The sequence below is a fragment of the Plantibacter sp. LMC-P-059a genome (assembly GCF_030209505.1).
In the GTDB taxonomy this organism is placed as follows: Bacteria; Actinomycetota; Actinomycetes; order Actinomycetales; family Microbacteriaceae; genus Plantibacter.
Genome location: NZ_JARVRZ010000003.1, coordinates 234,578 through 257,605 on the forward strand (window position 1 = coordinate 234,578; position 23,028 = coordinate 257,605).

A 23,028-nucleotide genomic window follows, 5' to 3' on the forward strand; every position below is an offset into this window, starting at 1 on the left:
GGTCCGGACGCATTCCGGGGTCGTTGTGGATCGGGACTCGAATCGATTCGAGGATTCGCGTACACTCGATCCATGCCCACCATCCTGGACGGGTCGACGCAGCTGTCGCCGACCCGTATTCGTCTTGCCATCCTCGCGCTCGCCGTGGGTGCCTTCGGCATCGGCACCACCGAGTTCGTCGCGATGGGGCTGCTGCCGAACATCGCCACCGACCTCCTCCCTGAGCTCGCGGCGCGCAGCCAGGAACAGGCGAACGCCCAGGCCGCCTGGCTGATCACCGCCTACGCGCTCGGCGTGGTCGTCGGAGCCCCGACGATCGCCGCGCTCGTTGCCCGCTACCGCCGCAAGACCGTGCTCCTCTGGCTCGGCGTCGCGTTCACCGTCGGCACCCTCGCCTCCGCGCTGCTGCCGAGCTTCGGCCTCGTCCTGCTGGCCCGCTTCGTCGCGGCGCTCCCGCACGGCGCCTACTTCGGGATGGCGGCGCTCGTGGCCGCGAGTCTCATGGGACCGGGCAAGCGGGGCAAGGGCGTCGCGCTCGTCATGACCGGGCTGACGATCGCCAACGTGATCGGCGTGCCGTTCGCCACCTGGGTCGGCCAGGAGTTCGGCTGGCGGTCCGCCTACCTCATCGTCACCGGGATCTTCGCGCTCGCGACGGTCACCATCTGGTTCGCCGTGCCCGTCCAGGCGGGGAACCCGCAGCAGACGATGCGACGGGAGCTCCGGGTGTTCCGGCGGAGCCAGGTGTGGTTCGTCCTCGGCTTCGGATCCATCGGGTTCGGCGGACTCTTCGCCGTCTACAGCTACCTCGCCCCGCTCGTGACGGAGGTGGCAGGCGAGTCCGCATCCCTCGTGCCGTGGGCCCTGGCGACCATGGGTGTCGGCATGACGATCGGCAACCTCGTCGGCGGACACCTCGCCGATCGCGGCGTGAAGCGGGCGCTCATCGTGTTCTTCAGCCTCATGATCGTCGTGCTGACCGCGCTCGCGCTCACCGCGTCGTGGACGCCGACCATGTTCCTCTTCGTCTTCGCCGTCGGGTTCGCCTCGCAGGGGCTCGGGCCGGCCATCCAGACGAGACTCATGGACGTGGCCGGCGACAGTCAGTCGCTCGCCGCCGCGCTCAACCACTCCGCCCTCAACATCGGGAACGCCCTCGGCGCGTTCCTCGGCGGCGTCGTCATCGCAGGCGGCCTCGGCTACCTCGCACCGGTGTGGACGGGTGTCGTGCTGACGGGCGTCGGCTTGGCGATCGTGATCACGAGCTTCCGCGTGGAGCGACGTCAGCTCGCGCGCGAGCTCGCCAGGGCGAACGACGCCGAAGACCGACGTGTCGCGGACCGCAACCCGCCGACGGCGCCGATCCCCGTCTGAAGACGGAACAGGCGCCCCTCCCGCCATCGGGGAAGGGGCGCCTGGGCCGTGATCGGCGCGGTTAGTCGACGATGATGCCGTCGAGGATCGCGCGCTTCCGCAGCGCGACCTTCGTGCCGACGTCGATGCCCGCGTTGCGGTACTTCTCCCGGATGCGCTTGAGGTAGCTCTTCGCCGTCTCGTCGGAGATCCCGAGGCTCTCGGCGACCATCTTCACCGGCTCACCGGCGGCGTACAGGGCCATGACCCGGCGCTCCTGCGCGCTGAGGCGTGGTCCGGTCCCGGACGCACCGTTCGCGAGTGCGAGGTCGAGCTCGGGGGAGATGTACGACTCGCCGCGGGATGCCGCCCGAAGTGCGTGCACGATGGTCTCAGCGTCCTCGCTCTTCGCAAGGTAGCCGAGCGCGCCGGCCGCCAGGGCCTCGCGCACCACGGCCGGGTCGCTGTACGTGCTCATGAGGACGGTGGTCACACCGGTGGTCTTCAGCGTCGCGAGCTTGACGGCCACCGGGACGTTGTCCTTGAGGTCGACGTCGAGCAGGAGGACGTCGACGGGGAAAGCCGGGTGCGTCAGGAGTTCCGGCCACGAGGGGGTGACGACGACGAGTTCGATGTCGTCGGCGACGCTCCTGATCCATTCGGTGAGCGCGCCGAGCAGCATCCGGTGGTCATCGACGATGCCGACCCTGATCCGTGACTCCTGTGACGTCATTGACGTTCCCCTTTCCGCTGGCCCGCAGCGGGATTGTCGACGGTGCTGTCGATGTCGATCCTGATGCGGGATTTCTGGTACGTGTCCGAAGAGGAGCCCACTCGTCCGAGTGCTTCCCAAACCGCGGGATCCACCTTGGCGCGCTGCACCCCGCTCGCTTCGAGGACGATCGGGAGGGTGAGTGCTCCCGGACGGCCCTGTCGTTCGGAGCGGTCGACCGGCCCGAGCGTCAGCACAGCTGTGGCAGTCTGCGCGTCTGCTTCCCCGAGGAGCAACCATACTGCAGAGAGCAGGCCATCCCGCTGATCCGTTGCGAGATAGGTCGCCAGCCGTTCGGGATCGCGCAGGGTCGCGCGCTCGGACAGCACGGACGACTCCTGGAACGCGTGCTCGAGCCAGGTCTCCTTGCCCTCCGACATGAGGTGGCGGCGGAGCTCCGTGGCGAGGCGCGAGGCGCGGGCGGCGAGCTCGGGACTGAGCGGGAGGTCGACGGAGCCGTCGGCGACCCCGTCGAACAACTCCTCGGCCTCGAGGTCCAGCGCGACGAGCTCCTCGGAGTCGAAGAACCCGAGGGCGTCGCGGACGCTCGCGACGGTCGAGGCGACCATGACCCGGTCGAGTTCGAGGCGGACGATCCGGCGGTACTGGGAGACGATCGCGCAGGCGATGAGCGGCGGCACGACGGCGATCGCGGCGAAGATCAACTCAGCCCCGAGCGTCGGGCTCTGCGTCCGCGTGATGGTGAGGATGGACCCGACGAGCAGGAGCCCGAGCACCACGGTCGCCGCGGCGACGTCGCGCGCGGGCCGGAGGGTCACGACGGCGAGCAGCACGCCACCGACGGCCGCGGCGGCCGTCGGATACACCCCGACGGCGTCGCGGCTCCACACGCTCGCCAGGTCGAGGGTGGCGACCACCACCAGCTCGATCAGCAGCGCGACGAACAACCGGTCGGACAGGTGGAACGCGGAACGGCGGAGCAGGAGGAAGGTGGACGCGACCGCGCCGGCGAGGAGGAGCCAGGCCACCACGGTGAGGAGCGGCCGTGGGTAGTGCCAGAACGACTCGACGAACCGGATCGCCGCGTAGGCGACGAGGATGAGACCGGACACCGACAGCCCGATCCCCAGCTGTCTCGTCCCGAGCGACGACCGCTGACGGTCCAATGCGCGCCGGTGCCGGTACCGGCGGGTGGGCCCGGAGGCGGCAGCGAGACTGTCGATGCTCATGCCTGCGGGACCTCCAGGATCACGGTCGTGCCGGCACCCGGGGCGGAGAACACGCGTGCCTGGCCGCCGACCTCCTGGATGCGCGCGACGACCGATTCAGCCACGCCGAGGTGACCGTCCGGTACCGCTGTCGGATCGAACCCGCTCCCGGTGTCGGTGATGAGGAGCCTGGCGGTCTGCTCATCGATGGAGACGGTGACGTCGGCCGAATCCACGCCGGAATGACGCCGTACGTTCTCGAGGCATTCGCCGAGGGCGAGGAGGAAAGCTTCGCGCACCCGGGGGTCGAGGTTCGCCTGGCCACCGCCGTAGACGTTGACGGTGAGGCCCAGCCCGGCGAAGCGGTCCGTCACGGCTTCGATGCCTTCGTCGAGGGTGAAGTCGGCACTCCGTTGCAGGATGTAGGTGCCGGAGGAGACGGGACTGAGCTCCTCGCCGAGCCGGAGGCTCCGGAGCAGGTGCGCGTCGTTCCGTGCCTGCGAACGGAGGGCGGTGGCGTCGACCCCTCGCCCCGAGTGCGCGAGGAGCGTGAGGGTCGCGAGCGCGGTGTCGTGGAGGAGCCGTGCGTCCTGTCGCCGTTGCGACTCGGCCTGGCTCGCGAGCCGTTCCGCGTTGTACGCGCTGCCGATGTTGTCGACGCGCCGGATGAGTCGGGGCACGCTCGAGTCGAGCCACCCGCCGAACGCTCCGATCGTCACCCACACGGCAGCGGTGAGACCGATGGTGGGGATCGTGAGGTTGGTCGCCCCGGTGACGACGACGATCGCGACGGCGGTCAGGAGGAACGCCCCGAGCAGCAACGGCCAGGCGCGGCGGAACGGCACGAGTCTCGCGGCGATCGCCCCCATCCCGAGGGAGGCGATGGCGGCGATGGCGCCCGCCTGACCGACACTGCCGGTACCGCCGTCGGAGAGGCCGACGAACACGACCGAGACGACGCCGGCGACGAAGACCAGGGCGAGCCAGCGCGGATCGTCGTACTGCTCGGCGGCGATGTGTGCGATCGCCAGCATGGCGACGAGGAGGAGCACAGCGGCGTATCGCCCGCCGGAGACGACCCCGGGGACGCTGAGGATCATCGCGGCAGTGACGCATCCCGAGAGCCCGAACAAGCGGGTCGTGCGTCGCAGCAGACGTCGCTTGGTCCTCGCCTCGCGTTCCATGCTCACGCTCCTCTGAGGAGTCACCTTATCGGGTGACGCGCGCGCAACGGAACGGCTGTCGGGCGGCCGGGCGGCCGCCCTCAGACGTCCAGGAGTCGGCGCAGGTGCGGGCCGACCAACGCGTTCTCGATGAGGAAGCCGTCGTGCCCGAAATTGGACCGGAGGACCGCCGGTCGCGTGCCGTCGAGATTGCCCGAGAGGTGCAGCGCGATCTCCTCCTGCCCACTGACCGGGAAGAGCCGGTCGCTGTCGATCCCGAGCACGAGCGACGGTCCGTGGTAGCCGCGCAACGCCGCCCCGACCCCGCCGCGATCACGCCCGACGTCGTGCGAGTTCATCGCCTCGACGAGCGTCACATAGCTTCCGGCGTCGAACCGACGCGTGAACTTGTTGCCGTGGAAGTCGAGGTAGGACTCCACGGCGAAGCGACCGCCCCGGCCGAGCGGGCTGACGCTCGACTGCCAGCTGCGCTCGAACCGTGCGTTCAACTCACCCGGACTGCGGTAGTTGAGCAGCGCCATGCGACGGGCGAGGGCGAGCCCGCGGTGCGGACCATCGCCGTCGGGCGCGTCGTAGTAGTCGCCGCCCTGGAAGTTCGGGTCGGTCCGCACCGCCTCGAGCTGCACGAAGTTCAAGGAGATCTGGTCGGCCGTCGTCACCGGAGGAGCCGCGATCACGGCGAGACGCTCGACGAGGTCCGGATGGGTGACGGCCCACTCGAGGGCGTGCATGCCGCCCATCGACCCGCCGATGACGGCGGCCCAGCGGTCGAGGCCGAGGTGTCCGAGGAGCCGGTGCTGGGCCTCCACCTGGTCGCGCACCGAGGTGTACGGGAACCGGGAACCCCACTCGACGCCGTCGGGGGCGAAGGACGACGGCCCGGTGCTGCCCTGGCAGCCGCCGATCATGTTCGGCGCGACGACGAACCACCGGTCGGTGTCGATGGCGAGCCCGGGCCCGACCACGCCGGCCCACCAACCGGCCGTCGCGTGCCCGTTGCCCGCGGAGCCGAGCACGTGGCTGTCGCCGGTGAGGGCGTGGAGCACGAGGACCGCGTTCCCGCCGTCGTCGTCGAGGGTGCCCCAGGTCTCGTAGGCCAGCCTGGCGTGCGGGATGCTGCCGCCGTGCTCGAAGTCGAGGCGGCCGAGCGGCGCGAACAACCGGTCGCCCGGGCGGTCGCCGTCCCGCCACGCGCCGCTCGAGGGCGGGTTCGCGAGCAGGGCGCCGACCTCGGCTTCGGTCACGAAGCGGGAGGGCACGCTGTCTTCCGGGATCTGCCAGTCCATAGGTCTCCATTGTGGCGTGCCCTGGAGCGCTGACCGACTGTGTTACGTCACCCGGTCGGTGGAGGTCGGCGCGGTGCGCTGACGCGAGCGCACTCCCGTCGGCCTCGGCGTGCCTGGATGGGCGCGAGCGACGCGGAACCGGCGCGAGCGCCTCGCGAACGACGCGAGCGCGGGTCTCTGGAGACCCGCGCTCGCGGTGGTGGGGTGCGCTCGCGTCAGCGCATCGCGCTGGCACACCCCGGGAGGGATCAGACCCGGGCGGGATCAGACCCGGGCGGCCTCGACGACCTGCTTCGCGGCGGTCAGGCCCGCCTGGAGGTCCGCCGTGATGTCGTCGATGTTCTCGAGCCCCACGGAGAGACGGACGAGGCCCGGCGTGACCCCGGCCGTGAGCTGCTGCTCGGGCGACAGCTGCGAGTGCGTCGTCGACGCCGGGTGGATGACGAGCGAACGGACGTCGCCGATGTTCGCGAGGTGCGAGAACAGCTTCAGGGAGTTCACGAACGCGCGACCCGCGTCGACACCGCCCTTCAGCTCGAAGGACAGCACCGCGCCGACGCCCTTCGGGGCGTACCGGTTGGCGGTGGCGTACCAGGGGCTCGACGGCAGCCCCGAGTAGTTGACGCTCGCGATGTCGGGGTGCGCGTCGAGCCACTCGGCGACGTGCTGCGCGTTCTGCACGTGACGCTCGATCCGCAGGCTGAGCGTCTCGATGCCCTGGATGAGCTGCCAGGCGCTCGCCGGGGCGATGGCCGCACCGAGGTCGCGCAGCAACTGCACGCGGGCCTTGATGATGTAGGCGAGTGCGTCGCCGACGGCGTCGGTGTAGACGGCCCCATGGTACGAGGGGTCCGGCGTCGTGAGGCCCGGGAACCGCTCCGCGTGGCCGGTCCAGGAGAACGTGCCGCCGTCCACGATGACCCCGCCGATGATGGTGCCATGGCCGCCGAGGAACTTCGTGGCCGAGTGGACGATGATGTCCGCCCCGTGCTCGAAGGGGCGGATGAGGTACGGCGTCGCGATCGTGTTGTCGACGATGAGCGGCACACCGGCCGCGTGCGCCACGTCGGCGACGAGCCGGATGTCGAGGATGTTGATCTTCGGGTTGCCGATGGTCTCCGCGAAGAACAGCTTCGTGTTCGGGCGCACGGCGCGCCGCCACTCCTCGGCGTCGTCCTGGTTCTCGACGAAGGTGGTCTCGATGCCGAGCTTCGCGAGCGTGTACTTGAAGAGGTTGTACGTACCGCCGTAGATCGAGGAGGACGACACGATGTGGTCGCCCGCCTGCGCGATGTTCAACACGGCGGACGCCTCGGCGGCCTGACCGGACGCGAGGAGGAGTGCGCCCGATCCGCCCTCGAGTGCGGTGAGCCGCTCCTCGACGACGGCCTGCGTCGGGTTCTGGATACGCGTGTAGATGTTGCCGAACTCCGCGAGCGCGAAGAGGTTCTTCGCGTGGTCGGCGTTGTCGAACACGTAGCTCGTGGTCTGGTAGATCGGCGTCGCCCGGGCCTTCGTGACGGGATCGGGCGCGGCTCCCGAGTGGATCTGCTTCGTCTCGAACTTCCAGTCGTTCGTGGCATCGCTCATGATGGATGGTCCCCTCTGCTCGGGTGGTCGGTGCTGCTCGGGTGTCGGGTGCCGCCGGTCGGCCGCTCGGTCCGACATCCATGTCGTCGGGGCGTCCCAGGACGGTGGTCCGTCGTGACCCCGAGGCTACCGGCCCCGCCTGGACGGGCCAACCGCGCGGAAACACGACGTAACGCCCTCGGCGCGTGGCTACCCTGGAAGCATGACGACGAGACGTGTGGTGGTGACCGGTGCGAGTTCGGGGATCGGTGAGGCGACGGCGAGACGCTTCGCGGCCGAGGGCTGGGACGTGGTCGCGGTGGCCCGCCGAGCCGACCGTCTCGAGACGCTCGTCGCGGACATCGGCGGCACGGCCGTCGTGGCGGACCTGACCGTCCAGGCCGACGTCGACGCCCTCGCGGCCCGGGTCGAGGGGCTCGGCGGGGCGCACGCCCTCGTCAACAACGCGGGCGGTGCGTTCGGCCTGGCCTCCGTCGAGGACAGCGACGTCGACGACTGGGCGCGCATGTACGACATCAACGTGCTCGGGACGAAGCGGGTCGTGCAGGCGCTCCTGCCGATCCTCCGCCGGAGCCTCCCCGACGGCGGCGCGGCGACCATCGTCGGCGTGACGTCCATCGCCGGACACGTCGCCTACGTCGGCGGTGGCGGCTACAACGCGGCGAAGTTCGCCGAACGCGCCCTCTTCGAGGTGCTCCGCCTGGAACTCAACGGTGAACCCATCCGTGTGATCGAGGTGGCCCCGGGCATGGTGCACACGGAGGAGTTCTCGCTCGTCCGGTTCGGCGGCGACCAGGATCGCGCCGACGCCGTCTACGAGGACGTCCCCGACCCGCTGTCGGCCGACGACGTCGCGGAGGCGATCGTCCACGCGACCTCGCTGCCACCGCACGTGAACCTCGACCACATCACGATCAAGCCGGTCGCGCAGGCGGCCCCGTACCGCCTGGCGAAGGGGCCGTTGCGCGTCGCGGAGTAGGCCCTTCGACAGGCTCAGGGGCCGATGGGGCGCTCAGGGACCGGTCCGGCGTTCAGGGACCGGTCGGGCGCTCAGCGGCCGGATCGGTGCTCGGCATCAGAGCTGCGTCGACGGGAGCCGCGTCGGCGAAGGCCAGCTTCGGCACGAAGCAGAGCAGGACCGCGGCGACCAGCGCACCGACGCCGCAGATCGCCCAGACCGTCAGGTAGCCGGACAGGCTCGACGCCCCCGCCGTCACCGCCTGCGCGGCACCGGCGACCAGGACGACCCCGAAGACGGCGGATGCGAACGATCCGCCGATCGTCTTCGTCGTGTTCGTCAACGCGGCGGCGACACCCGTCTGCCCGCGTGGTGCGGCGGCGGCTGCGGCGGCGGGCATGGCTCCCACGAGCGCACCGGACCCGAGCCCGGCGATCGCCATGTTGACGAACACCTGCCAGGTCTCGAGGTGGAACGGTAGGAACAACAGGTACCCGACGGCGACGAGCGACGCCGCGACGATGAGGGCGATCCGGGGTGAGGCCCAGCGCGACACGAGCGGGAACAGGAGCGCGCCGACGATCATCGAGATCAGGTAGGCGCCGATCAAGGTGGAGATGTCACCCGCGTCGAGTCCGAGGCCATAGCCGTTCTCGCGCGGCGTGCCCGCGTAGGTGCTGAGCGGGGCCTGGGCGCCGAGCAGACTGATCCCGATCAGCCCGGCGGTCAGCTGCACCGGCCACATGGTGGGCTGCCGAAGGACGCGGAGGTCGATCGCCGGGTCGGGTTGGCGGAGCTCATGGCGGCCGAAGGGGAGGAACGCGAGCACACCGATGCCGATGAGCGCCCAGACCCACCAGGTCTCCGGACCGTTGAGGCGCAGGAAGGTGAGGCCGGAGGTGATGAGGAGGAGTGCGAGGCTGAGCAGCACGAAGCCGGCGAGGTCCAGCGTCCGGCCGGGCAACGGCTCCGACTCCGGGACGCCGAACAGGATGGCGAAGAAGACGAGGGTGACGGCGACGGCCGGGAGCATGAGCGTGACCGCGATGTCGCCGCCCAGGGCCGTGAGGATGCGCCCACCCGACAGCGCGCCGATGATGGCACCAGCCTCGAGCGCGACGACGAGCAGGCCGGCGGCCCGACGGGTCTGCGAGGCCCCGGTGCCGGAACGCCGACCGCGTTCGAAGATCAGCGCGATCTCGAGGGGCAGCCACACGACGTAGAAGCCCTGCAGCGCCCACGCCGCGAGGAACGACCAGAAGTCGCCGGCGACGACGAGCCACCAGCTCGCGCCGGCCGTCAGGACCGTGGAGAGGAGCAGGATCCGTTTGTGCCCGTACAGGTCGCCGAGCTTGGCGAGGATCGGGACCACGAGCGCCGACAGCAGCAGCTGGGCGGCCTCGAACCAGTTGAAGTCCGCGTCGACGACGCCGAGGTGCCGGACGAGGTCGGGGATGAGCGGGACGTAGTACCCCTGCAGCACACCACTCGTGATCTCGACGAAGAACAACCAGCCGATGAGCCCTGCCGTGATGCCCGCCGACGAACCGCGGAGGGATGTCCGCCACCCGCCGGACGCCGCCCCCTGAGCCTGCCGGTCTCGCGTCATGAGGGGGATGGTACAGGCGCCCGGTCCGGCAGGATAGCGTTGGAGGATGTCGACCGAGAACCCCAGCGCAGCGTCCACGGAGCGAGAGGTCCTCGACTGGCCCACGTTCGGTGACGCGTCCCGTGAGCTGTCCAGCCAGATCGTCGCGAGCGGGTTCCGACCCGACTCGGTCGTGGCCATCGCCCGCGGTGGCCTCCTCCTGGCCGGTGCCATCGCCTACGCCCTCGACGTCAAGGCGTGCGGCGCGTTGAACGTGGAGTTCTACACGGGCGTCGACGCACGGCTCCCGGAGCCCGTCGTCCTGCCGCCGCTGCTCGACGTGGCCGGCCTGCCCGGCAGTCGCGTGCTCCTCGTGGACGACGTCTCGGACTCCGGACGCACCCTCGCGATGGTGCTGGAACTCATGCAGGCCAGCGGGGCCGAGGTGCGGACGGTCACCCTCTACGAGAAGCCGCAGACGGTGCTCCGCCCGGACTACGTGTGGAAGCGCGTCGACCGGTGGATCTCCTTCCCCTGGTCGACCCTGCCGACGATCACGGGCTGACCGGACCCCTCGTGGCCCGGGCGCCGGGTAGGGTCACAGGGTGAGTGTTTTCCTCCTCGGCGGTCCGGCCGCCCCAGAGACCGAGTCGACCGTCTACGCAGCGTTCATCGCCGAGGCGGCCGCCCTCGCGGTCGTCGCCGGCCGGCTCGCCCCGCGGATCGCGATCGTCGTCGTCCACGACGGCGACGGGCTCGAGCAGTCCGCCGCGCTGGAGCGCGCCGTGGCCCGCGCAGGTGAGATCGAGGCCGTGCGGGTCGTGGTCCGCGAGGGCGGCGTGGTCGCGCAGGCCCAGCTCGCCGAGATCGACGGCGTCATCGTCGGCGGCGGCTTGCCGTCCGCCTACGCGGAGGCCGTGGCTCCCGTCGCGACCGACATCCGTCGCCTGGTCGCCGCCGGCCTGCCCTACCTCGGCATCTCGGCCGGCGCGATGATCGCCGCCGAGCACGCGATCATCGGTGGGTGGCGGGTCGGCGAGGTCCCGGTGAGCCCGGAGGCCGCGTCCGAGGAACTCGACGAGGTCACCATCGGCGATGGTCTGGGGCTGGTGGACATCGCGGTCGAGGCGCACGCCGCGCAGTGGGGCACCCTCGGGCGCCTCGTGGCCGCGACCGAGGCCGGGGTCGTCGACGGCGGCGTCGCGATCGACGAGAACACGGCCCTCGTGGTCGGGCAGGGTGCGTTGACCGTGCTGGGCGGCGGCAGCGTGTGGCAGGTCTTCACCGCCGAGCACGGTGTGGTCGTGCGCACGATCGGCGCCGAGCAGCAGCAGTAGCCGATGACGGACGGTGTCCTGGGCGGGAGCCCGGCGCAGCTCGCCGCGGCGGGTGTGATCGATGACGGCTGGGCGGCAGCGCTCGAACCGGTCACCGAGCGACTGGCCGGGATCGACGCCTGGCTGGCCTCCGAGACGGCCGCAGGCACCCCCTGGCTCCCGGCACCGGAGCTCGTCCTGCGGGCCTTCCGGACCCCGTTCGACGCGGTCCGCGTCCTCATCGTCGGCCAGGATCCGTACCCGACGCCCGGTCACCCGATCGGGCTGTCCTTCGCCGCCGATCCGTCCGTCCGTCCGTTGCCGCGCAGTCTCGTGAACATCCACCGCGAACTCCGCGACGACCTCGGCGTCCCGACCCCGGAGCACGGCGACCTCAGTGCGTGGACCGGACAGGGCGTCATGCTCCTCAACCGCGTCCTCACGGTCGAGGCCGGTGCCGCTGGTTCCCACCGCCGGCGAGGCTGGGAAGCGATCACGGAGCAGGCCATCCGCGCGCTCGCCGAGCGTCCGGCGCCGCTCGTGTCCATCCTCTGGGGGAAGGACGCCGAACGGTTGGCCCCGCTCCTCGCGTCACCGGACGACCCGGACCGCCACGTCATCGTCTCCGCCCACCCGAGTCCGCTCTCCGCTTCGCGCGGGTTCTTCGGGTCGAGACCGTTCAGCCGCACGAACGACTTCCTCGCCTCGCGCGGGGCGGACCCCATCGACTGGTCACTCGTCTGAGCAGCCCGCCACAGCGCGGGCCGCAAGGCCTGTCCGTCGCCGCGCCCCCTGGCTAGGCTGGGGGGATGCTGGAAGAGGAGTACGAGCCGAAGCGCCGACTGCCACCGCACCTGCGGAAGCCGCCGACGCCGGAGACGCCGTTCGCCTTCACCATGCGGGACGCGACCGCGGCCGACCTGCCGGACATCCGTGCGATCTACAACCACTACGTCGCCAACAGCATGGTGACCTTCGACGAGGACGCGATGACGCTCGCGGAGTGGCGGTCCAAGTTCGCCTACCTCCAGCGGCTCCAGCTGCCGTTCATCGTCGCGGTCAACCCGACCGGACAGATCCTCGGGTACGCGCTGTGCGCGCCGTGGAAACAGAAGCGCGCGTACCGGTTCACGGTGGAGAGTTCGATCTACCTCGGAGCGGCGGCGACGGGGAAGGGACTCGGCACCGACCTCCTCGGTGAACTCATCGAGCGGGCGAAGGCCGCGGGCCTCAAGGAGATGCTCGCGGTGATCGCCGACAAGGGCGCCGAGGCGTCGATCAAGCTGCACGAGAAGTTCGGCTTCACCGAGGTGGGGCGCATGGGCCGCGTCGGGTTCAAGTTCGACCGGTGGATCGGCACGGTCCTGCTGCAGAAGTCGTTGAAGCGCTGACCGCGGTGCGGCTCTGAGCCCGGGGTCGCGGCCTAGGCTGATCCCATGGCGGAACTCCACGAGCTGACGGCGCTCGAGCAGTGGCAGGCGTTGCAGCGCGACGAGGTGTCACCGACGGAATTGGCACGGCACTACCTCGATCGGATCGAGCGGCTCGACGACGCGATCGGGGCGTTCACCTCGGTTGCCGCCGGATCCCTCGCCGGGCGGGTGGAGGCCGTCGAGCAGCTGTCGCGGACCGCACCGCTCTGGGGTCTGCCGATCGGCGACAAGGACCTCGTGTCCCGCGCGGGGCAGCCCGTCCGCTTCGGGTCCCGGCTCACCGCTGAGTTCGTCGCGACGAGTGACGACGAGCTGGTCTCCGTGCTCGATCGCGCCGGTGCGGTGAGTCTCGGCAAGACCGCGACGCCGGAGTTCGGACTCTACGGCTACACGGAGCCGATCGGCGCCGAGCCGACGCGCAACCCGTGGGCCCTCGACCGCGGGGCCGCCGGTTCGAGCGGTGGAGCCGCCGCTGCCGTCGCCGCCCGACTGCTGCCGTTCGCGCCGGGCTCGGACGGCGGCGGGTCCGTCCGCATCCCGGCTGCCGCCTGCGGGCTCGTCGGCCTGAAACCGACCAGGGGACTCGTCCCGGCCGGGTCGGGCGTCGACCGGCTCGCCGGACTCGTGGTCCCCGGCCCGATCGCGCGGACGGTCGCCGATGCCGCCCTCCTCCTCGACGCGATGATCGAACGCGTCCACGGCCGGATCGACCACCACTTCACCCTCCGTGCGCCCGACGCCGACGACGGTCCACTGCTCGGCCATGCCGTCCGCGGTGAGGGACGGTTCCAACTGGCGGTCCTCGACGGGTCCCCGTGGGACGCCGCCTACGAGCTGTCCTACGATCCGGAGGCCCGGGCGGCGGTCGGTGTCGCGGTCGAGGCGTTCACCGCGATGGGCCACGGCATCGACGAGCTCGCCCTCCGCGACGCCGAACGCTACCCGGCCGACTTCACGACGATCTGGCAGGCCTCCGCGGCCGGTGTCCCGGCCTCCTCGGAAGCGGAGCTGGCGCTCCTCGAGCCCATCACGAGGTCGCTCGTCGAACGGGGTCGGGCGCGGCCGGCCACACGGCTCATGGAGACGCTCGCCAGCCTCCACCGGTTCGAGCGCAGCGTCCTCGCCCAGTTCGCCCCGTTCGACGCGATCATCACCCCCGCGCTCGCGCAGACACCGCGACCGATCGGCTGGTACGACGCCGAGTCGCCAGAGCTGAACTTCGAGCAGCAGGTGCGGTACGCCCCGCACACCTCCTTCGTGAACGCGACCGGCCTCCCGGCCATCACGCTCCCGGTACACCAGACGGCCGAGGGCTTGCCGATGGGTGTCCAGCTGATCGGCCGTCCCGGCGGCGAGACCACCCTCCTCGCCCTCGGTGCGCAGCTGGAGCGCCGACTGCGCTGGCAGGACCGGGTGCCGCCCGTCGCGAGGTGAACCGGCCGGGCGACGTATGACGGGATGTGACGCGGTCACCCTGCCCGACACGGTCCGTCGCGCCTAGGGTGCTGAGGCGGCCCGTTCGGAACGGATCGATCGGGCCGCTCCAGCAGAGGAGCCCGTCATCACCGTCCAGTCCAGTCCCAAACGCCTCATCCTCAACCTGTTCGAGATGAACTGCGTGAGCCACATCACCCACGGCCTCTGGCGGCTACCGGGCAACCGGCGCGAGCAGTACACCGACATCCGCTACTGGACCGAGCTCGCCCGCACGGCCGAGGCCGGCGGCTTCGACGCCGTGTTCATCGCCGACGTGGTCGGGACGTACGACGTCTTCCGTGGCGGACCGGCGGACGCGCTGCGTGAGGGCCTGCAGATCCCGAACAACGACCCGCTGCTCATCGTGCCGGCGATGGCCGCCGTGACCGAGCACCTCGGGTTCGGGATCACCTTCTCGACGAGTTACGAACCACCGTTCGCCTTCGCCCGTCGCATGAGCACACTCGACCACCTGACGAACGGTCGTGTCGCGTGGAACATCGTCACCTCGTACCTGCCGAACGCCGCACGGAACTTCGGCCTGGCCGAGGAGATCCCGCACGACGAGCGGTTCGCGATCGCCGAGGAGTACCTGGACGTCCTCTACAAGCTGTGGGAGGGCTCGTGGGACGACGACGCGGTCGTCCGCGACCGCGAGGCCGGCGTCTACTCCGACCCCGACAAGGTCCGGTACATCGACCACGTCGGGCGCTACTTCCAGGTCGCCGGGCCGCACCTGTCCGAGCCGAGCGCGCAACGGACACCGCTGCTGTACACCGCGACCGCCTCACCGGCCGGGATCGCGTTCGCCGGGCGGCATGCCGAAGCGGTGTTCACGGGCGTGCGCGGACCGGGCGGTGCTGGGCCGCTCCTCGAGCGGTTCCGTGCGGCGGCGGCCGACAACGGTCGTGACGGGGCCGCCCTGAAGATCGTCGTCCAGGCCGCGGTGATCGTCGCCGCCACGCAGGAGGCGGCCGAGGCGAAGGCGGCACAGTACCGGGATCACGCGAGCCTCGTCGGCCGGTTCGTGCACGCCGGCCTGCCCTTCGACCCGCTGGCGCACCCGGAGGACAGGACGGTCGCCGAGGCGCTCGCCGCGGAGGGGGTCCCGGCCGACGCCCTGCCGCCGCAGGTGACGGCCGGCACCGTCGGTGAGTTCATCGCGCGGGCCGGCAGCGACCTCGAACGGGACTTCTTCGCCGTCGGCACCCCGGAGGTCGTGGCGGACGAGATCGAGCGGTGGCTCGACGAGGTCGGTATCGACGGCATCAACCTGCGCCAGTATCACAGCCTCGACACGCTCACCGATTTCGTCGAGCTCGTCGTGCCGGAGCTCCGTCGGAGAGGACGGCTGCGTGAGGACTACCGGCCGGGGGAGACGCTCCGTGAGCGCCTGACCGGGGGAGCGCCCCGGCTCCCGTCAGACCACCCGGCCGCCCGCTACCGCGGCGGACGGAACCTCGGCGCGCACGGTGCCACAACCTCTGAAGGTCACACGGCGTCATCGAGGGAACCCGCGGGAAACCTGTCGTAACAGAGCGGCGGGGTGGCCCGGTGTGCCGACCAGGATGGGCAACCACACCGGCACAGCACCGGACCACCCCGACCTCCAGGAGCACCCGTCATGACCCCAACCACCAGACGGCGAGCACGACTCGCCGCCGCAGCCCTCGTCGCCGTGAGCATCGCGCTGACCGGCTGCTCGGCGGCATCGGCCTCGTCCGACGCGGACGGTGGCAGCCTCACCTACCTCGACGCGGAGATCCCCACCTCGGCGCAGGTGCAGGAGGCGGGCACCTGGCAGACCCGTGCGCTGCAGCAGAACGTGACCGACCGCCTGCTCTACCGGAACGCGGAGACCGGAGAGCTCGAACCGTGGATCGCCGACTCCTGGACCGTCAGCCCCGACGGTCTCACGTACACCTTCGTGATCCGTGACGGCGTCACCTACAGCGACGGCACCGACGTCGACGCCACAAGCGTCGCGAAGAACCTCAACTGGCAGTCGACCGGCGACGAGGCGAAGGGGACGACGCCGAACGCGCAGTTCCCGTCCGGCCTCGTCGCGACGCCCGATGACGCGAGCAGCACCGTCACCGTCGTCCTCCCCGCGCCCTACGCGCCCTTCCTCAACGTCCTCACCGGGTGGGGCTCCGGGCTCGTCGCCGACGCCACGATCGACGCCAGCAAGGAGGAGCAGTCGAAGTTCGTGAACCTCATCGGCTCCGGGCCCTTCGTCGTCGCATCCGAGACCTACGGCAAGGAGATCGTGCTCGACCGCCGGGACGGCTACGCCTGGGCCCCGCCGTCCTCACCGAACCAGGGCGAGGCGCACCTCGCCTCGGTCACGGTCATCCCCGTGCAGGAGGACAGCGTCCGGCTCGGCACCCTGAAGTCCGGCGAGGCGGACGTCATCCGCTACGTCCAGCCGAGCGAGGAGCAGGGACTCGTCGACGCCGGCTACGACATCGTGTCCAAGACGGGTGTCGGGCTCAGCAACCAGTGGTTCCTCCGCAGCCAGGCACCGTTCCTCGACGACGTCGACGTCCGCAAGGCGCTGCTGCACGCGATCGACCGTGAGCAGATCATCGAGACGCAGTACACGGACAGCTGGACGCCGGCGACCTCGGTCCTGTCGCCAGGCACCTTCGGCTACGTCGACGAGTCGGCGAAGTTCGCCTACGACCCGGATGCGGCGAACAGCCTCCTCGACGGGGCCGGTTGGACCGAGCGCGACGCGGACGGCTATCGCACGAAGGGCGGCGAGCGGCTCACGGTGAAGACCTACATCGACGTGTACGACAACACCGCGAAGAGCCTCTTCCAGCAGATCCAGAACCAGTTCAAGGACGTCGGGATCGAGCTGTCGCTCAACGAGCTCGACTACGCCACCTACTGGGCGACCGCGTTCGCGGACCCGGAGGTCGGGGCGCTCCGTGTCGGTTGGCCGCACCCCGACCCGTCGAAGGGTCTCAGCGAGTACTACGGCAAGGACGGCTCCGACCTCCTCGGTCTCGCCGGCTCCGACACGACCCTGCAGTCGCTGCTCGACGCGCAGAACGCCGCGACCGACGACGACGCCCGTGCGGCGGTCCTCGGACAGATCCAGGAACACCTGATCGACCAGGCCTACGTCGTCCCGATCCTCAACGACAGCCAGGTGTTCGTCACTCAGCAGCGGGTGCAGGGCTTCTCCCTCACCGACGGCGCCCTGCCGGAGTTCTACAACACCTCGATCGAGGACTGAGCGTTCGGGAGGGCCGTCGACCGGTCGGCCCTCCCGGCTTCGATCCCGTCCCTTCCGAGAGGAGGCCCACATGTCCATTCAGCATCCGAACGCCAGCGCGGCGGACACGCGACGCCGGCAGTACCGCGAGTACGTGGTCAGGCGCGTCGCCCAAGCGCTGCTCGTCATCGCCCTCGTCTACACGCTCGTCTTCTTCACCCTGTTCGTCCTGCCCGGCGACCCGATCGAGAACAAGCTGACGAGCCCGCTCAACCCCCTGCCCCCGGCCGCCGGCGAAGCGCTGCGGGCGTACTACCACTTCGACCTGTCGCCGGTCGGGCAGTTCACGTTGACGGTCGGTCGACTCCTCCACGGGGACCTCGGCTACTCGCTCGTCAGCGGTCGTGCCGTGTCGGACCTCGTCGCGCAAGGATTCTCGGACACGATCGTGCTCGCCGGCGTCGCCTTCGTCGTGACGATCCTGTTGTCGCTCGCGACCGCGCTCACCGCCGTCTACGCGCCCGTCAGGGCCATCAGGAGCATCGCCGCCTCGGCGCCCATCGCCTCGATCTCCGCACCGAGCTTCCTCATCGGCTTCGTGCTCCTCGCGATCTTCTCCTTCCAGCTCGGCTGGGTGTCGTCGGTGCGCGACCAAGGCTTCGTCTCCTACCTGCTGCCCGCGCTGACCCTGGCGCTCGCCGTCAACGGTCCGTTGACGCAGGTGCTCATCCAGGGGCTCCGGAAGGCCGCGGACGAACCCTTCGTCACCGTGCTCCGCGCAAAGGGGACGAGTGAGGTCCGGATCGCGCTCGGCCACGTGCTGAAGAACGGGGCGATCCCGTCGATCACGATGCTCGCCCTCGTCGTCGGTGAACTACTGGCCGGGGCCGTCGTCGTGGAAGCCGTCTTCACGCGGACCGGGCTCGGCTTCATCACCTTCGAGAGCGTGCGCGATCAGGACACCCCGGTGATCCTGGCCGTCGTCATCCTCATCTCCTCCATCTACGTCGGGATCAACCTCGTGACCGACCTCCTCTACCCGATCCTCGACCCGCGCATCGTCCGACCCGGGCAGGGACGGTCCCGACGCTCCCGCCTCGCCAGGCCGGATGTCACGACAGCGGTGGCCTCGGGGACGACAGTGCCCGGCGGTACCCCGACGAAAGCGAGCGTGGACGCATGAGCCTCCGACTCCAACCGGACCGCGACGTCACCGCGTCCGACCGCGAACCGAACGCGTTCCGTCGACTCCGCGCCCGCCTCGGCGTCGCCGACGTCCTGGCGATCGTCGTCGTCGGTCTCGTCCTCGTATCCGTCGTCGCACCCGGCCTCCTCGCGCCGTACGACCCGCTCGAGCCCGACGATGCGAACGCGCTCGCCGCACCATCGTTCGCGCACTGGTTCGGGACCGACTCGCTCGGTCGCGACCTGCTGTCCAGGGTGATCCACGGCACCGGACGGACCCTGCTCGGCTCGGCGGTCGCCGTCCTCATCGGTCTCGGCGCCGGCACGGTCCTCGGCCTCGTCGCCGCCTCGTTCGGCGGTGTCGTGGACGCCGTCATCAGCCGCATCGTCGACGTGCTGCTCTCGATCCCCGGGCTGCTCCTCGCGATGGTGGTCGTCGTCGCGCTCGGGTTCGGCACTCTCAACGCCGCCGTCGCCGTGGGGATCTCCTCGATCGCCGCCTTCACCCGCCTCATGCGCTCCGAGGTACTGACGGTGAAGGACCTCCCGTTCGTGGAGGCGAGTCACCACCTCGGCGGGTCGCGGGCGTACGTCCTCGCGAAGCACGTCTTCCCCAACTCCTACTCGGCCGTCCTCTCGCTCACGGCCCTCCAGTTCGGCCTCGCGATCATCTGGATCTCCTCACTCAGCTTCCTCGGATACGGGGCACCACCGCCCGACCCGGAATGGGGACTGCTCGTCTCCGAGGGGCGACAGTACGTCGTGTCGTCGCCGTGGCTCGTCGTCGTCCCTGGCCTCGTGATCGCCGTCACCGTGCTCGCCATCAGCCGTCTCAGCCAGCTCACCCGTGAGAGGACCACCGCATGAACCAGCCAATCCTGCAGCACAGCGCACTCCACGTCGTCGACACGGCTTCAGCGCCGTTGCTCGTCGACGGGCTCGCCGTCGGGTACCGCACCCGTGGTTCGAGGCTGCCTGCCGACACCGTCCGCCAGGTGTCCTTCCAGGTCGGGCACGGCGAGACGGTGTCGCTCGTGGGGCAGTCCGGATCGGGGAAGAGCACGATCGCCCGCGCGGTCGCGGGACTCCTCCCGGTGAACGGCTCGATCACCGCCGGTCGGGTCGCGGTCGCCGGGCACGAGGTCGCCGACTTCTCGCGGAAGCAGTGGCGGCCGCTACGGGGCTCGACGCTCGGCTTCATCCCGCAGGATCCGCTGTCGTCGCTCGACCCGCTGCAGCGCATCGGCGTGCAGATCGCCCAGGCGGTCCAGGTGACGGGCGACACCCCGCGCTCGGCGGTCCCGGCGCGCGTGATCGAGCTCCTGGAGCACGTGGGCATCCGCCAAGCCGCGAGCCGGGTGCGCTCGTACCCACACGAGCTCTCCGGCGGGCAATTGCAGCGGGTCCTCATCGCGATCGCCATCGCCGCGAGGCCGAAGCTGCTCATCGCCGACGAACCGACCTCCGCGCTCGACGTGACCGTCCAGCGGCGCATCCTCGACCTCCTCGACGGCCTGCGCGAGGAGCTCGGGCTCGGCATCCTCTTCATCACCCACGACCTGGCCCTCGCCCAGGAGCGCAGCGATGCGATCGTCGTCCTGCAGGACGGGAACGTCCGGGAGTCGGGCCCTGCCGAGGAGGTCCTGCTCACGCCGCGGGACCCGTACACGATCCAGCTGCTCTCGGACTCGCCCGCGTCCTCGCCGCTGCGCTACCGGGAACGCATCCGCGCTGCGGCCGAGCAGGTGCAGGCGGAGCAGCGTGGCGACACGGGTACGGCAGCCCCGGTGGTCGAGGTGTCGCACGTGTCGAAGCGGTTCGGACGCGAGCCGCGGACGCCGCCCGCGCTCGACGGTGCCTCGCTCGTCCTCCGGCCACGATCGATCCACGCCCTCGTCGGCGAGTCGGGGTCGGGCAAGTCGACCCTCGCCCGCATCGTCGCCGGGCTCACGTCCTTCGACGACGGCTCGGTGCGGGTGGCCGGCCGGGAGCTGCCGCGGGAGCACGCCGTCGCGAACCCCTTCGCCCGGGACCTCCAGTTGGTCGCCCAGAACCCGCTCTCGGCGGTCGATCCGCGGTACACCGTGGGGCAGATCATCGAGGAGCCGCTGCGGATCCACGGGGTGCGGAGCGCGGTGGAACGACGGCGTCGCGTCGCGACGATCCTCGATCAGGTCGGCCTGCCGGCGAGCGTCCTGGGTCGCCGTGCCCGGGAGGTCTCGGGCGGTCAGCGCCAGCGGGTGGCGCTCGCGCGGACGCTCATCCTCGCGCCGTCGGTCCTCGTCCTCGACGAGCCCACCTCGGCACTCGACGTCTCGGTGCAGGCGCAGATCGTCGAACTGCTCCTCGACCTCCGCGACGAGCACGCGCTCAGCTACGTGTTCATCTCCCACGATCTCGGCCTCATCCGGCAGATCGCTGATGAGGTGACGGTGCTCTCGGAGGGACGCGTCGTCGAGTCGGGGCCGTCCTCCGCTGTGCTCGATCGACCGCAGCACGCGTACACCCGCGAGCTGCTCGACGCGGTGCCGCGGTTCGACGTCGAGCGCCTCGATCCGAGCCGGTTCGAAGCGGTCGGGTGAGCGCATCGACCACCACGCGGAGTGCGGAGCAGACCATGTCGCGTTCGTTCGACGAGCTCGTCGCCGAGGCTGATGCCGCCTCGGTCGACGGGTGGGACTTCGCGTGGCTCGACGGTCGAGCCACGGAGGAACGTCCGTCGTGGCGGTTCGCCGAATTGCTCGGCCGGCGCTTGGCGGGTGTCCCGTCCTCGCTCGACCTCGAGACCGGCGGGGGAGAGGTGCTCGACACGGCGCCGGTACTGCCACCGCTCGCCGCCGCCACCGAGTCCTGGCCACCGAACCTCGCCCGCGCCGCCGCCCGTCTGCAACCACGCGGTGTCGTCGTCGTGCGCACAGTGGAGGGGGCACCGTTGCCGTTCGCCGATGACTCGTTCGCGCTCGTGTCGAGCCGGCACCCCGTCGCGGTGGACTGGACCGACGTGGCGCGGGTGATCGCACCGGGTGGAAGCTACCTCGCCCAGCACGTCGGACCGGCGAGCGTGTTCGAGCTCGTCGAGGCCTTCCTCGGCCCGCAGCCAGAGGCCGTGCGGCGTCGTCGGCATCCGGACGACGAGGCCGCGGGAGCCCGCGCTGCGGGGCTCGAGGTCGTCGAGCTGCGGACGGAACGTCTGCCGATCGCCTTCCACGACATCGGCGCGATCGTGTGGTTCCTCCGCAAGGTGGTCTGGATGGTCCCGGGGTTCACGCCCGCTCGATACCGCGACCGCCTGCAGGAGCTGCACCGCTCCCTGCACGATGGCCCGTTCGTCGCCCACTCCTCGCGCACCCTGATCGAAGCGCGCAAGCCCGTCCGGTGACCGGGGCACTGCCGAGGCGCCCTTCGACAGGCTCAGGGACCGGGATGGAGGAGATGATCCGCGCTACGGGTGGGGGCGGCGGGAACCCGACATAGGCTCGTCGTGACAGCGAGTGGAGGACGATCGGGTGGTGGATACCGGTACGGGACGACGACCGGTCTCGCGGATACGCACCCGGCTCCTCGCCGGGCTCCGCTCGCGGATCCTCGCGGTCTTCGCGGTGGAGCAGGATCGCCCACCGCAGTGGACGCTCGACCTCGAGGACGGCACCGACACCGGGCACTTCACGCCGGGCTCCGCCGCCTGGGTCGTCCATGGTGGCGTCGAGACCATGGTCGCCGGCCTCCGGGCCCTGCTCCTGCAGGCGGCCCACCCGGGAGCCCTGGCCGGGGTGCACGACTGGTCCCGCTACCGGGAGGATCCGCTCGGGCGGCTCGACGGGACCATCCGCTGGATCTTCACCGTCACCTACGGCGACCGCGGCACGGCCAGGCGGACGAGCGACTACGTCCTGAAGCTCCACGAACGCGTCGTCGGCGAGTACCTGGACGCCCACGGGGCGACGCGCCCGTACGCGGCCAACGACCCGGACCTCCTGCGGTGGGTCCACCTGGCGTTCACCGACGCGTTCCTGAGCGTGCGGCAGACCTGGGGCGGCCCGATCCCGGGTGGCGCGGACGCCTACGTGGCCGACTGGGCACTCGCGGGCGAGCTGATGGGGGTCGTCGACCCGCCGCGCTCCGAGGCCGAGCTGGCCCGACAGTTGCGCGGGTATCTCGACCGGGGTGAACTCACCGGCGGACCGCGGGTGGATGAGACCCTGGCGTTCCTCCGTCGGCCGCCGCTCGACCGCTCGCTGCTCCCCGCGTACTCGATCCTCTTCGCCGGAGCGGTGGCGACGCTCCCGCCCGAGTACCGCCGGATCCTCGGGCTCCGGAAGGCGCACCTCGGCCCGATCCCGCTGCCGGTCGTGACCGCGACGAGAGTCGTCCTCTGGGTCGTCGGCCTCGTGCTTCACGGCGAGTCACCCAGCCAGCGCGCGGCCCTGCGCCGCCACCGTCGACTGGCCGACCCGTCCGCCTGACGCCCTTCGACAGGCTCAGGGACCGGGAT

The 23,028-nt window shown here is 70.8% G+C and carries 20 protein-coding genes; 14 read left to right on the forward strand and 6 right to left on the reverse strand.

What is annotated here, in order from left to right:
- Positions 1–72 precede the first annotated feature (72 nt).
- Positions 73–1,374, forward strand: a complete 1,302-nt coding sequence (locus QRN27_RS08375; RefSeq protein ID WP_285041701.1) for an MFS transporter — start codon at positions 73–75, stop codon at positions 1,372–1,374.
- Between the two features lie 61 nt (positions 1,375–1,435).
- Here the strand turns inward: QRN27_RS08375 and QRN27_RS08380 are convergent, their stop codons facing one another.
- From QRN27_RS08380 to QRN27_RS08400, 5 genes are all read right to left on the reverse strand, one after another.
- Positions 1,436–2,086 carry a response regulator transcription factor gene (locus QRN27_RS08380; RefSeq protein WP_285041703.1) on the reverse strand — a complete coding sequence of 217 codons (651 nt, stop codon included), beginning with the start codon at positions 2,084–2,086 and terminating at the stop codon, positions 1,436–1,438.
- Entirely contained in the window at positions 2,083–3,315 is a 1,233-nt protein-coding gene (locus QRN27_RS08385) for a hypothetical protein (protein WP_056012574.1), read from the reverse strand. The genes QRN27_RS08380 and QRN27_RS08385 overlap by 4 nt, the downstream gene beginning before the upstream one ends.
- Positions 3,312–4,478 carry a sensor histidine kinase gene (locus tag QRN27_RS08390; RefSeq protein ID WP_056012571.1) on the reverse strand — a complete coding sequence of 389 codons (1,167 nt, stop codon included), beginning with the start codon at positions 4,476–4,478 and terminating at the stop codon, positions 3,312–3,314. Before QRN27_RS08390 ends, QRN27_RS08385 begins: the two co-directional genes overlap by 4 nt.
- A gap of 80 nt (positions 4,479–4,558) precedes the next feature.
- On the reverse strand, positions 4,559–5,764 hold the full coding sequence (gene metX, locus QRN27_RS08395) for a homoserine O-acetyltransferase MetX (protein WP_285041706.1): 1,206 nt from the start codon (positions 5,762–5,764) through the stop codon (positions 4,559–4,561).
- A gap of 264 nt (positions 5,765–6,028) precedes the next feature.
- The gene (locus tag QRN27_RS08400; RefSeq protein ID WP_285041708.1) at positions 6,029–7,354 is read right to left on the reverse strand and encodes a bifunctional o-acetylhomoserine/o-acetylserine sulfhydrylase; all 1,326 of its coding nucleotides are present in this window, start codon (positions 7,352–7,354) and stop codon (positions 6,029–6,031) included.
- Between the two features lie 202 nt (positions 7,355–7,556).
- Here QRN27_RS08400 and QRN27_RS08405 point away from each other — a divergent pair, with 202 nt between their 5' ends.
- The gene (locus QRN27_RS08405; RefSeq protein WP_285041710.1) at positions 7,557–8,333 is read left to right on the forward strand and encodes an SDR family oxidoreductase; all 777 of its coding nucleotides are present in this window, start codon (positions 7,557–7,559) and stop codon (positions 8,331–8,333) included.
- Positions 8,334–8,385: 52 nt separating this feature from the next.
- On the opposite strand, the gene QRN27_RS08410 is transcribed toward QRN27_RS08405, so the two are convergent.
- Positions 8,386–9,921: an MFS transporter gene (locus QRN27_RS08410; RefSeq protein WP_285041712.1), complete on the reverse strand. Its 1,536-nt coding sequence runs from the start codon at positions 9,919–9,921 to the stop codon at positions 8,386–8,388.
- 46 nt (positions 9,922–9,967) lie between these two features.
- Between QRN27_RS08410 and QRN27_RS08415 the strand changes: the two genes are divergently transcribed.
- The 12 genes from QRN27_RS08415 (at position 9,968) to QRN27_RS08470 (ending at position 22,999) form a co-directional block, all read left to right on the forward strand.
- Positions 9,968–10,465 carry a phosphoribosyltransferase gene (locus QRN27_RS08415; RefSeq protein WP_285041713.1) on the forward strand — a complete coding sequence of 166 codons (498 nt, stop codon included), beginning with the start codon at positions 9,968–9,970 and terminating at the stop codon, positions 10,463–10,465.
- A 40-nt stretch (positions 10,466–10,505) separates the two neighbouring features.
- Positions 10,506–11,237 carry a Type 1 glutamine amidotransferase-like domain-containing protein gene (locus QRN27_RS08420; RefSeq protein WP_056012556.1) on the forward strand — a complete coding sequence of 244 codons (732 nt, stop codon included), beginning with the start codon at positions 10,506–10,508 and terminating at the stop codon, positions 11,235–11,237.
- Between the two features lie 3 nt (positions 11,238–11,240).
- On the forward strand, positions 11,241–11,960 hold the full coding sequence (locus tag QRN27_RS08425) for a uracil-DNA glycosylase (RefSeq protein ID WP_285041716.1): 720 nt from the start codon (positions 11,241–11,243) through the stop codon (positions 11,958–11,960).
- A gap of 65 nt (positions 11,961–12,025) precedes the next feature.
- Positions 12,026–12,607 (forward strand): GNAT family N-acetyltransferase, encoded by a 582-nt coding sequence (locus QRN27_RS08430; protein ID WP_056012546.1) that lies wholly within the window; start codon positions 12,026–12,028, stop codon positions 12,605–12,607.
- 45 nt (positions 12,608–12,652) lie between these two features.
- On the forward strand, positions 12,653–14,083 hold the full coding sequence (locus tag QRN27_RS08435) for an amidase (RefSeq protein ID WP_285041718.1): 1,431 nt from the start codon (positions 12,653–12,655) through the stop codon (positions 14,081–14,083).
- Between the two features lie 175 nt (positions 14,084–14,258).
- Positions 14,259–15,659: an NtaA/DmoA family FMN-dependent monooxygenase gene (locus QRN27_RS08440; protein WP_502929494.1), complete on the forward strand. Its 1,401-nt coding sequence runs from the start codon at positions 14,259–14,261 to the stop codon at positions 15,657–15,659.
- 90 nt (positions 15,660–15,749) lie between these two features.
- Positions 15,750–17,372, forward strand: coding sequence for an ABC transporter substrate-binding protein (locus QRN27_RS08445; protein WP_285041720.1), 1,623 nt, complete (start codon positions 15,750–15,752; stop codon positions 17,370–17,372).
- Between the two features lie 70 nt (positions 17,373–17,442).
- The gene (locus QRN27_RS08450) at positions 17,443–18,534 is read left to right on the forward strand and encodes an ABC transporter permease (RefSeq protein WP_285041722.1); all 1,092 of its coding nucleotides are present in this window, start codon (positions 17,443–17,445) and stop codon (positions 18,532–18,534) included.
- Positions 18,531–19,403: an ABC transporter permease gene (locus QRN27_RS08455; RefSeq protein WP_285041723.1), complete on the forward strand. Its 873-nt coding sequence runs from the start codon at positions 18,531–18,533 to the stop codon at positions 19,401–19,403. Before QRN27_RS08450 ends, QRN27_RS08455 begins: the two co-directional genes overlap by 4 nt.
- Positions 19,400–21,118, forward strand: a complete 1,719-nt coding sequence (locus QRN27_RS08460; RefSeq protein ID WP_285041724.1) for a dipeptide ABC transporter ATP-binding protein — start codon at positions 19,400–19,402, stop codon at positions 21,116–21,118. Before QRN27_RS08455 ends, QRN27_RS08460 begins: the two co-directional genes overlap by 4 nt.
- Positions 21,115–21,915: a class I SAM-dependent methyltransferase gene (locus QRN27_RS08465; protein ID WP_502929495.1), complete on the forward strand. Its 801-nt coding sequence runs from the start codon at positions 21,115–21,117 to the stop codon at positions 21,913–21,915. Before QRN27_RS08460 ends, QRN27_RS08465 begins: the two co-directional genes overlap by 4 nt.
- A 130-nt stretch (positions 21,916–22,045) precedes the next feature.
- The gene (locus tag QRN27_RS08470) at positions 22,046–22,999 is read left to right on the forward strand and encodes an oxygenase MpaB family protein (protein ID WP_285041726.1); all 954 of its coding nucleotides are present in this window, start codon (positions 22,046–22,048) and stop codon (positions 22,997–22,999) included.
- Positions 23,000–23,028 lie beyond the last annotated feature (29 nt).

What these genes read in the sequence shown, in the direction of transcription:
- QRN27_RS08375 (WP_285041701.1), top strand. Translation starts at nt 73, where the DNA reads ATGCCCACCATCCTGGACGGGTCGACGCAGCTGTCGCCGACCCGTATT.
- QRN27_RS08380 (WP_285041703.1), bottom strand. Translation starts at nt 2,086, where the DNA reads ATGACGTCACAGGAGTCACGGATCAGGGTCGGCATCGTCGATGACCAC.
- QRN27_RS08385 (WP_056012574.1), bottom strand. Translation starts at nt 3,315, where the DNA reads ATGAGCATCGACAGTCTCGCTGCCGCCTCCGGGCCCACCCGCCGGTAC.
- QRN27_RS08390 (WP_056012571.1), bottom strand. Translation starts at nt 4,478, where the DNA reads ATGGAACGCGAGGCGAGGACCAAGCGACGTCTGCTGCGACGCACGACC.
- metX (WP_285041706.1), bottom strand. Translation starts at nt 5,764, where the DNA reads ATGGACTGGCAGATCCCGGAAGACAGCGTGCCCTCCCGCTTCGTGACC.
- QRN27_RS08400 (WP_285041708.1), bottom strand. Translation starts at nt 7,354, where the DNA reads ATGAGCGATGCCACGAACGACTGGAAGTTCGAGACGAAGCAGATCCAC.
- QRN27_RS08405 (WP_285041710.1), top strand. Translation starts at nt 7,557, where the DNA reads ATGACGACGAGACGTGTGGTGGTGACCGGTGCGAGTTCGGGGATCGGT.
- QRN27_RS08410 (WP_285041712.1), bottom strand. Translation starts at nt 9,921, where the DNA reads ATGACGCGAGACCGGCAGGCTCAGGGGGCGGCGTCCGGCGGGTGGCGG.
- QRN27_RS08415 (WP_285041713.1), top strand. Translation starts at nt 9,968, where the DNA reads ATGTCGACCGAGAACCCCAGCGCAGCGTCCACGGAGCGAGAGGTCCTC.
- QRN27_RS08425 (WP_285041716.1), top strand. Translation starts at nt 11,241, where the DNA reads ATGACGGACGGTGTCCTGGGCGGGAGCCCGGCGCAGCTCGCCGCGGCG.
- QRN27_RS08430 (WP_056012546.1), top strand. Translation starts at nt 12,026, where the DNA reads ATGCTGGAAGAGGAGTACGAGCCGAAGCGCCGACTGCCACCGCACCTG.
- QRN27_RS08435 (WP_285041718.1), top strand. Translation starts at nt 12,653, where the DNA reads ATGGCGGAACTCCACGAGCTGACGGCGCTCGAGCAGTGGCAGGCGTTG.
- QRN27_RS08440 (WP_502929494.1), top strand. Translation starts at nt 14,259, where the DNA reads ATGAACTGCGTGAGCCACATCACCCACGGCCTCTGGCGGCTACCGGGC.
- QRN27_RS08445 (WP_285041720.1), top strand. Translation starts at nt 15,750, where the DNA reads ATGACCCCAACCACCAGACGGCGAGCACGACTCGCCGCCGCAGCCCTC.
- QRN27_RS08450 (WP_285041722.1), top strand. Translation starts at nt 17,443, where the DNA reads ATGTCCATTCAGCATCCGAACGCCAGCGCGGCGGACACGCGACGCCGG.
- QRN27_RS08455 (WP_285041723.1), top strand. Translation starts at nt 18,531, where the DNA reads ATGAGCCTCCGACTCCAACCGGACCGCGACGTCACCGCGTCCGACCGC.
- QRN27_RS08460 (WP_285041724.1), top strand. Translation starts at nt 19,400, where the DNA reads ATGAACCAGCCAATCCTGCAGCACAGCGCACTCCACGTCGTCGACACG.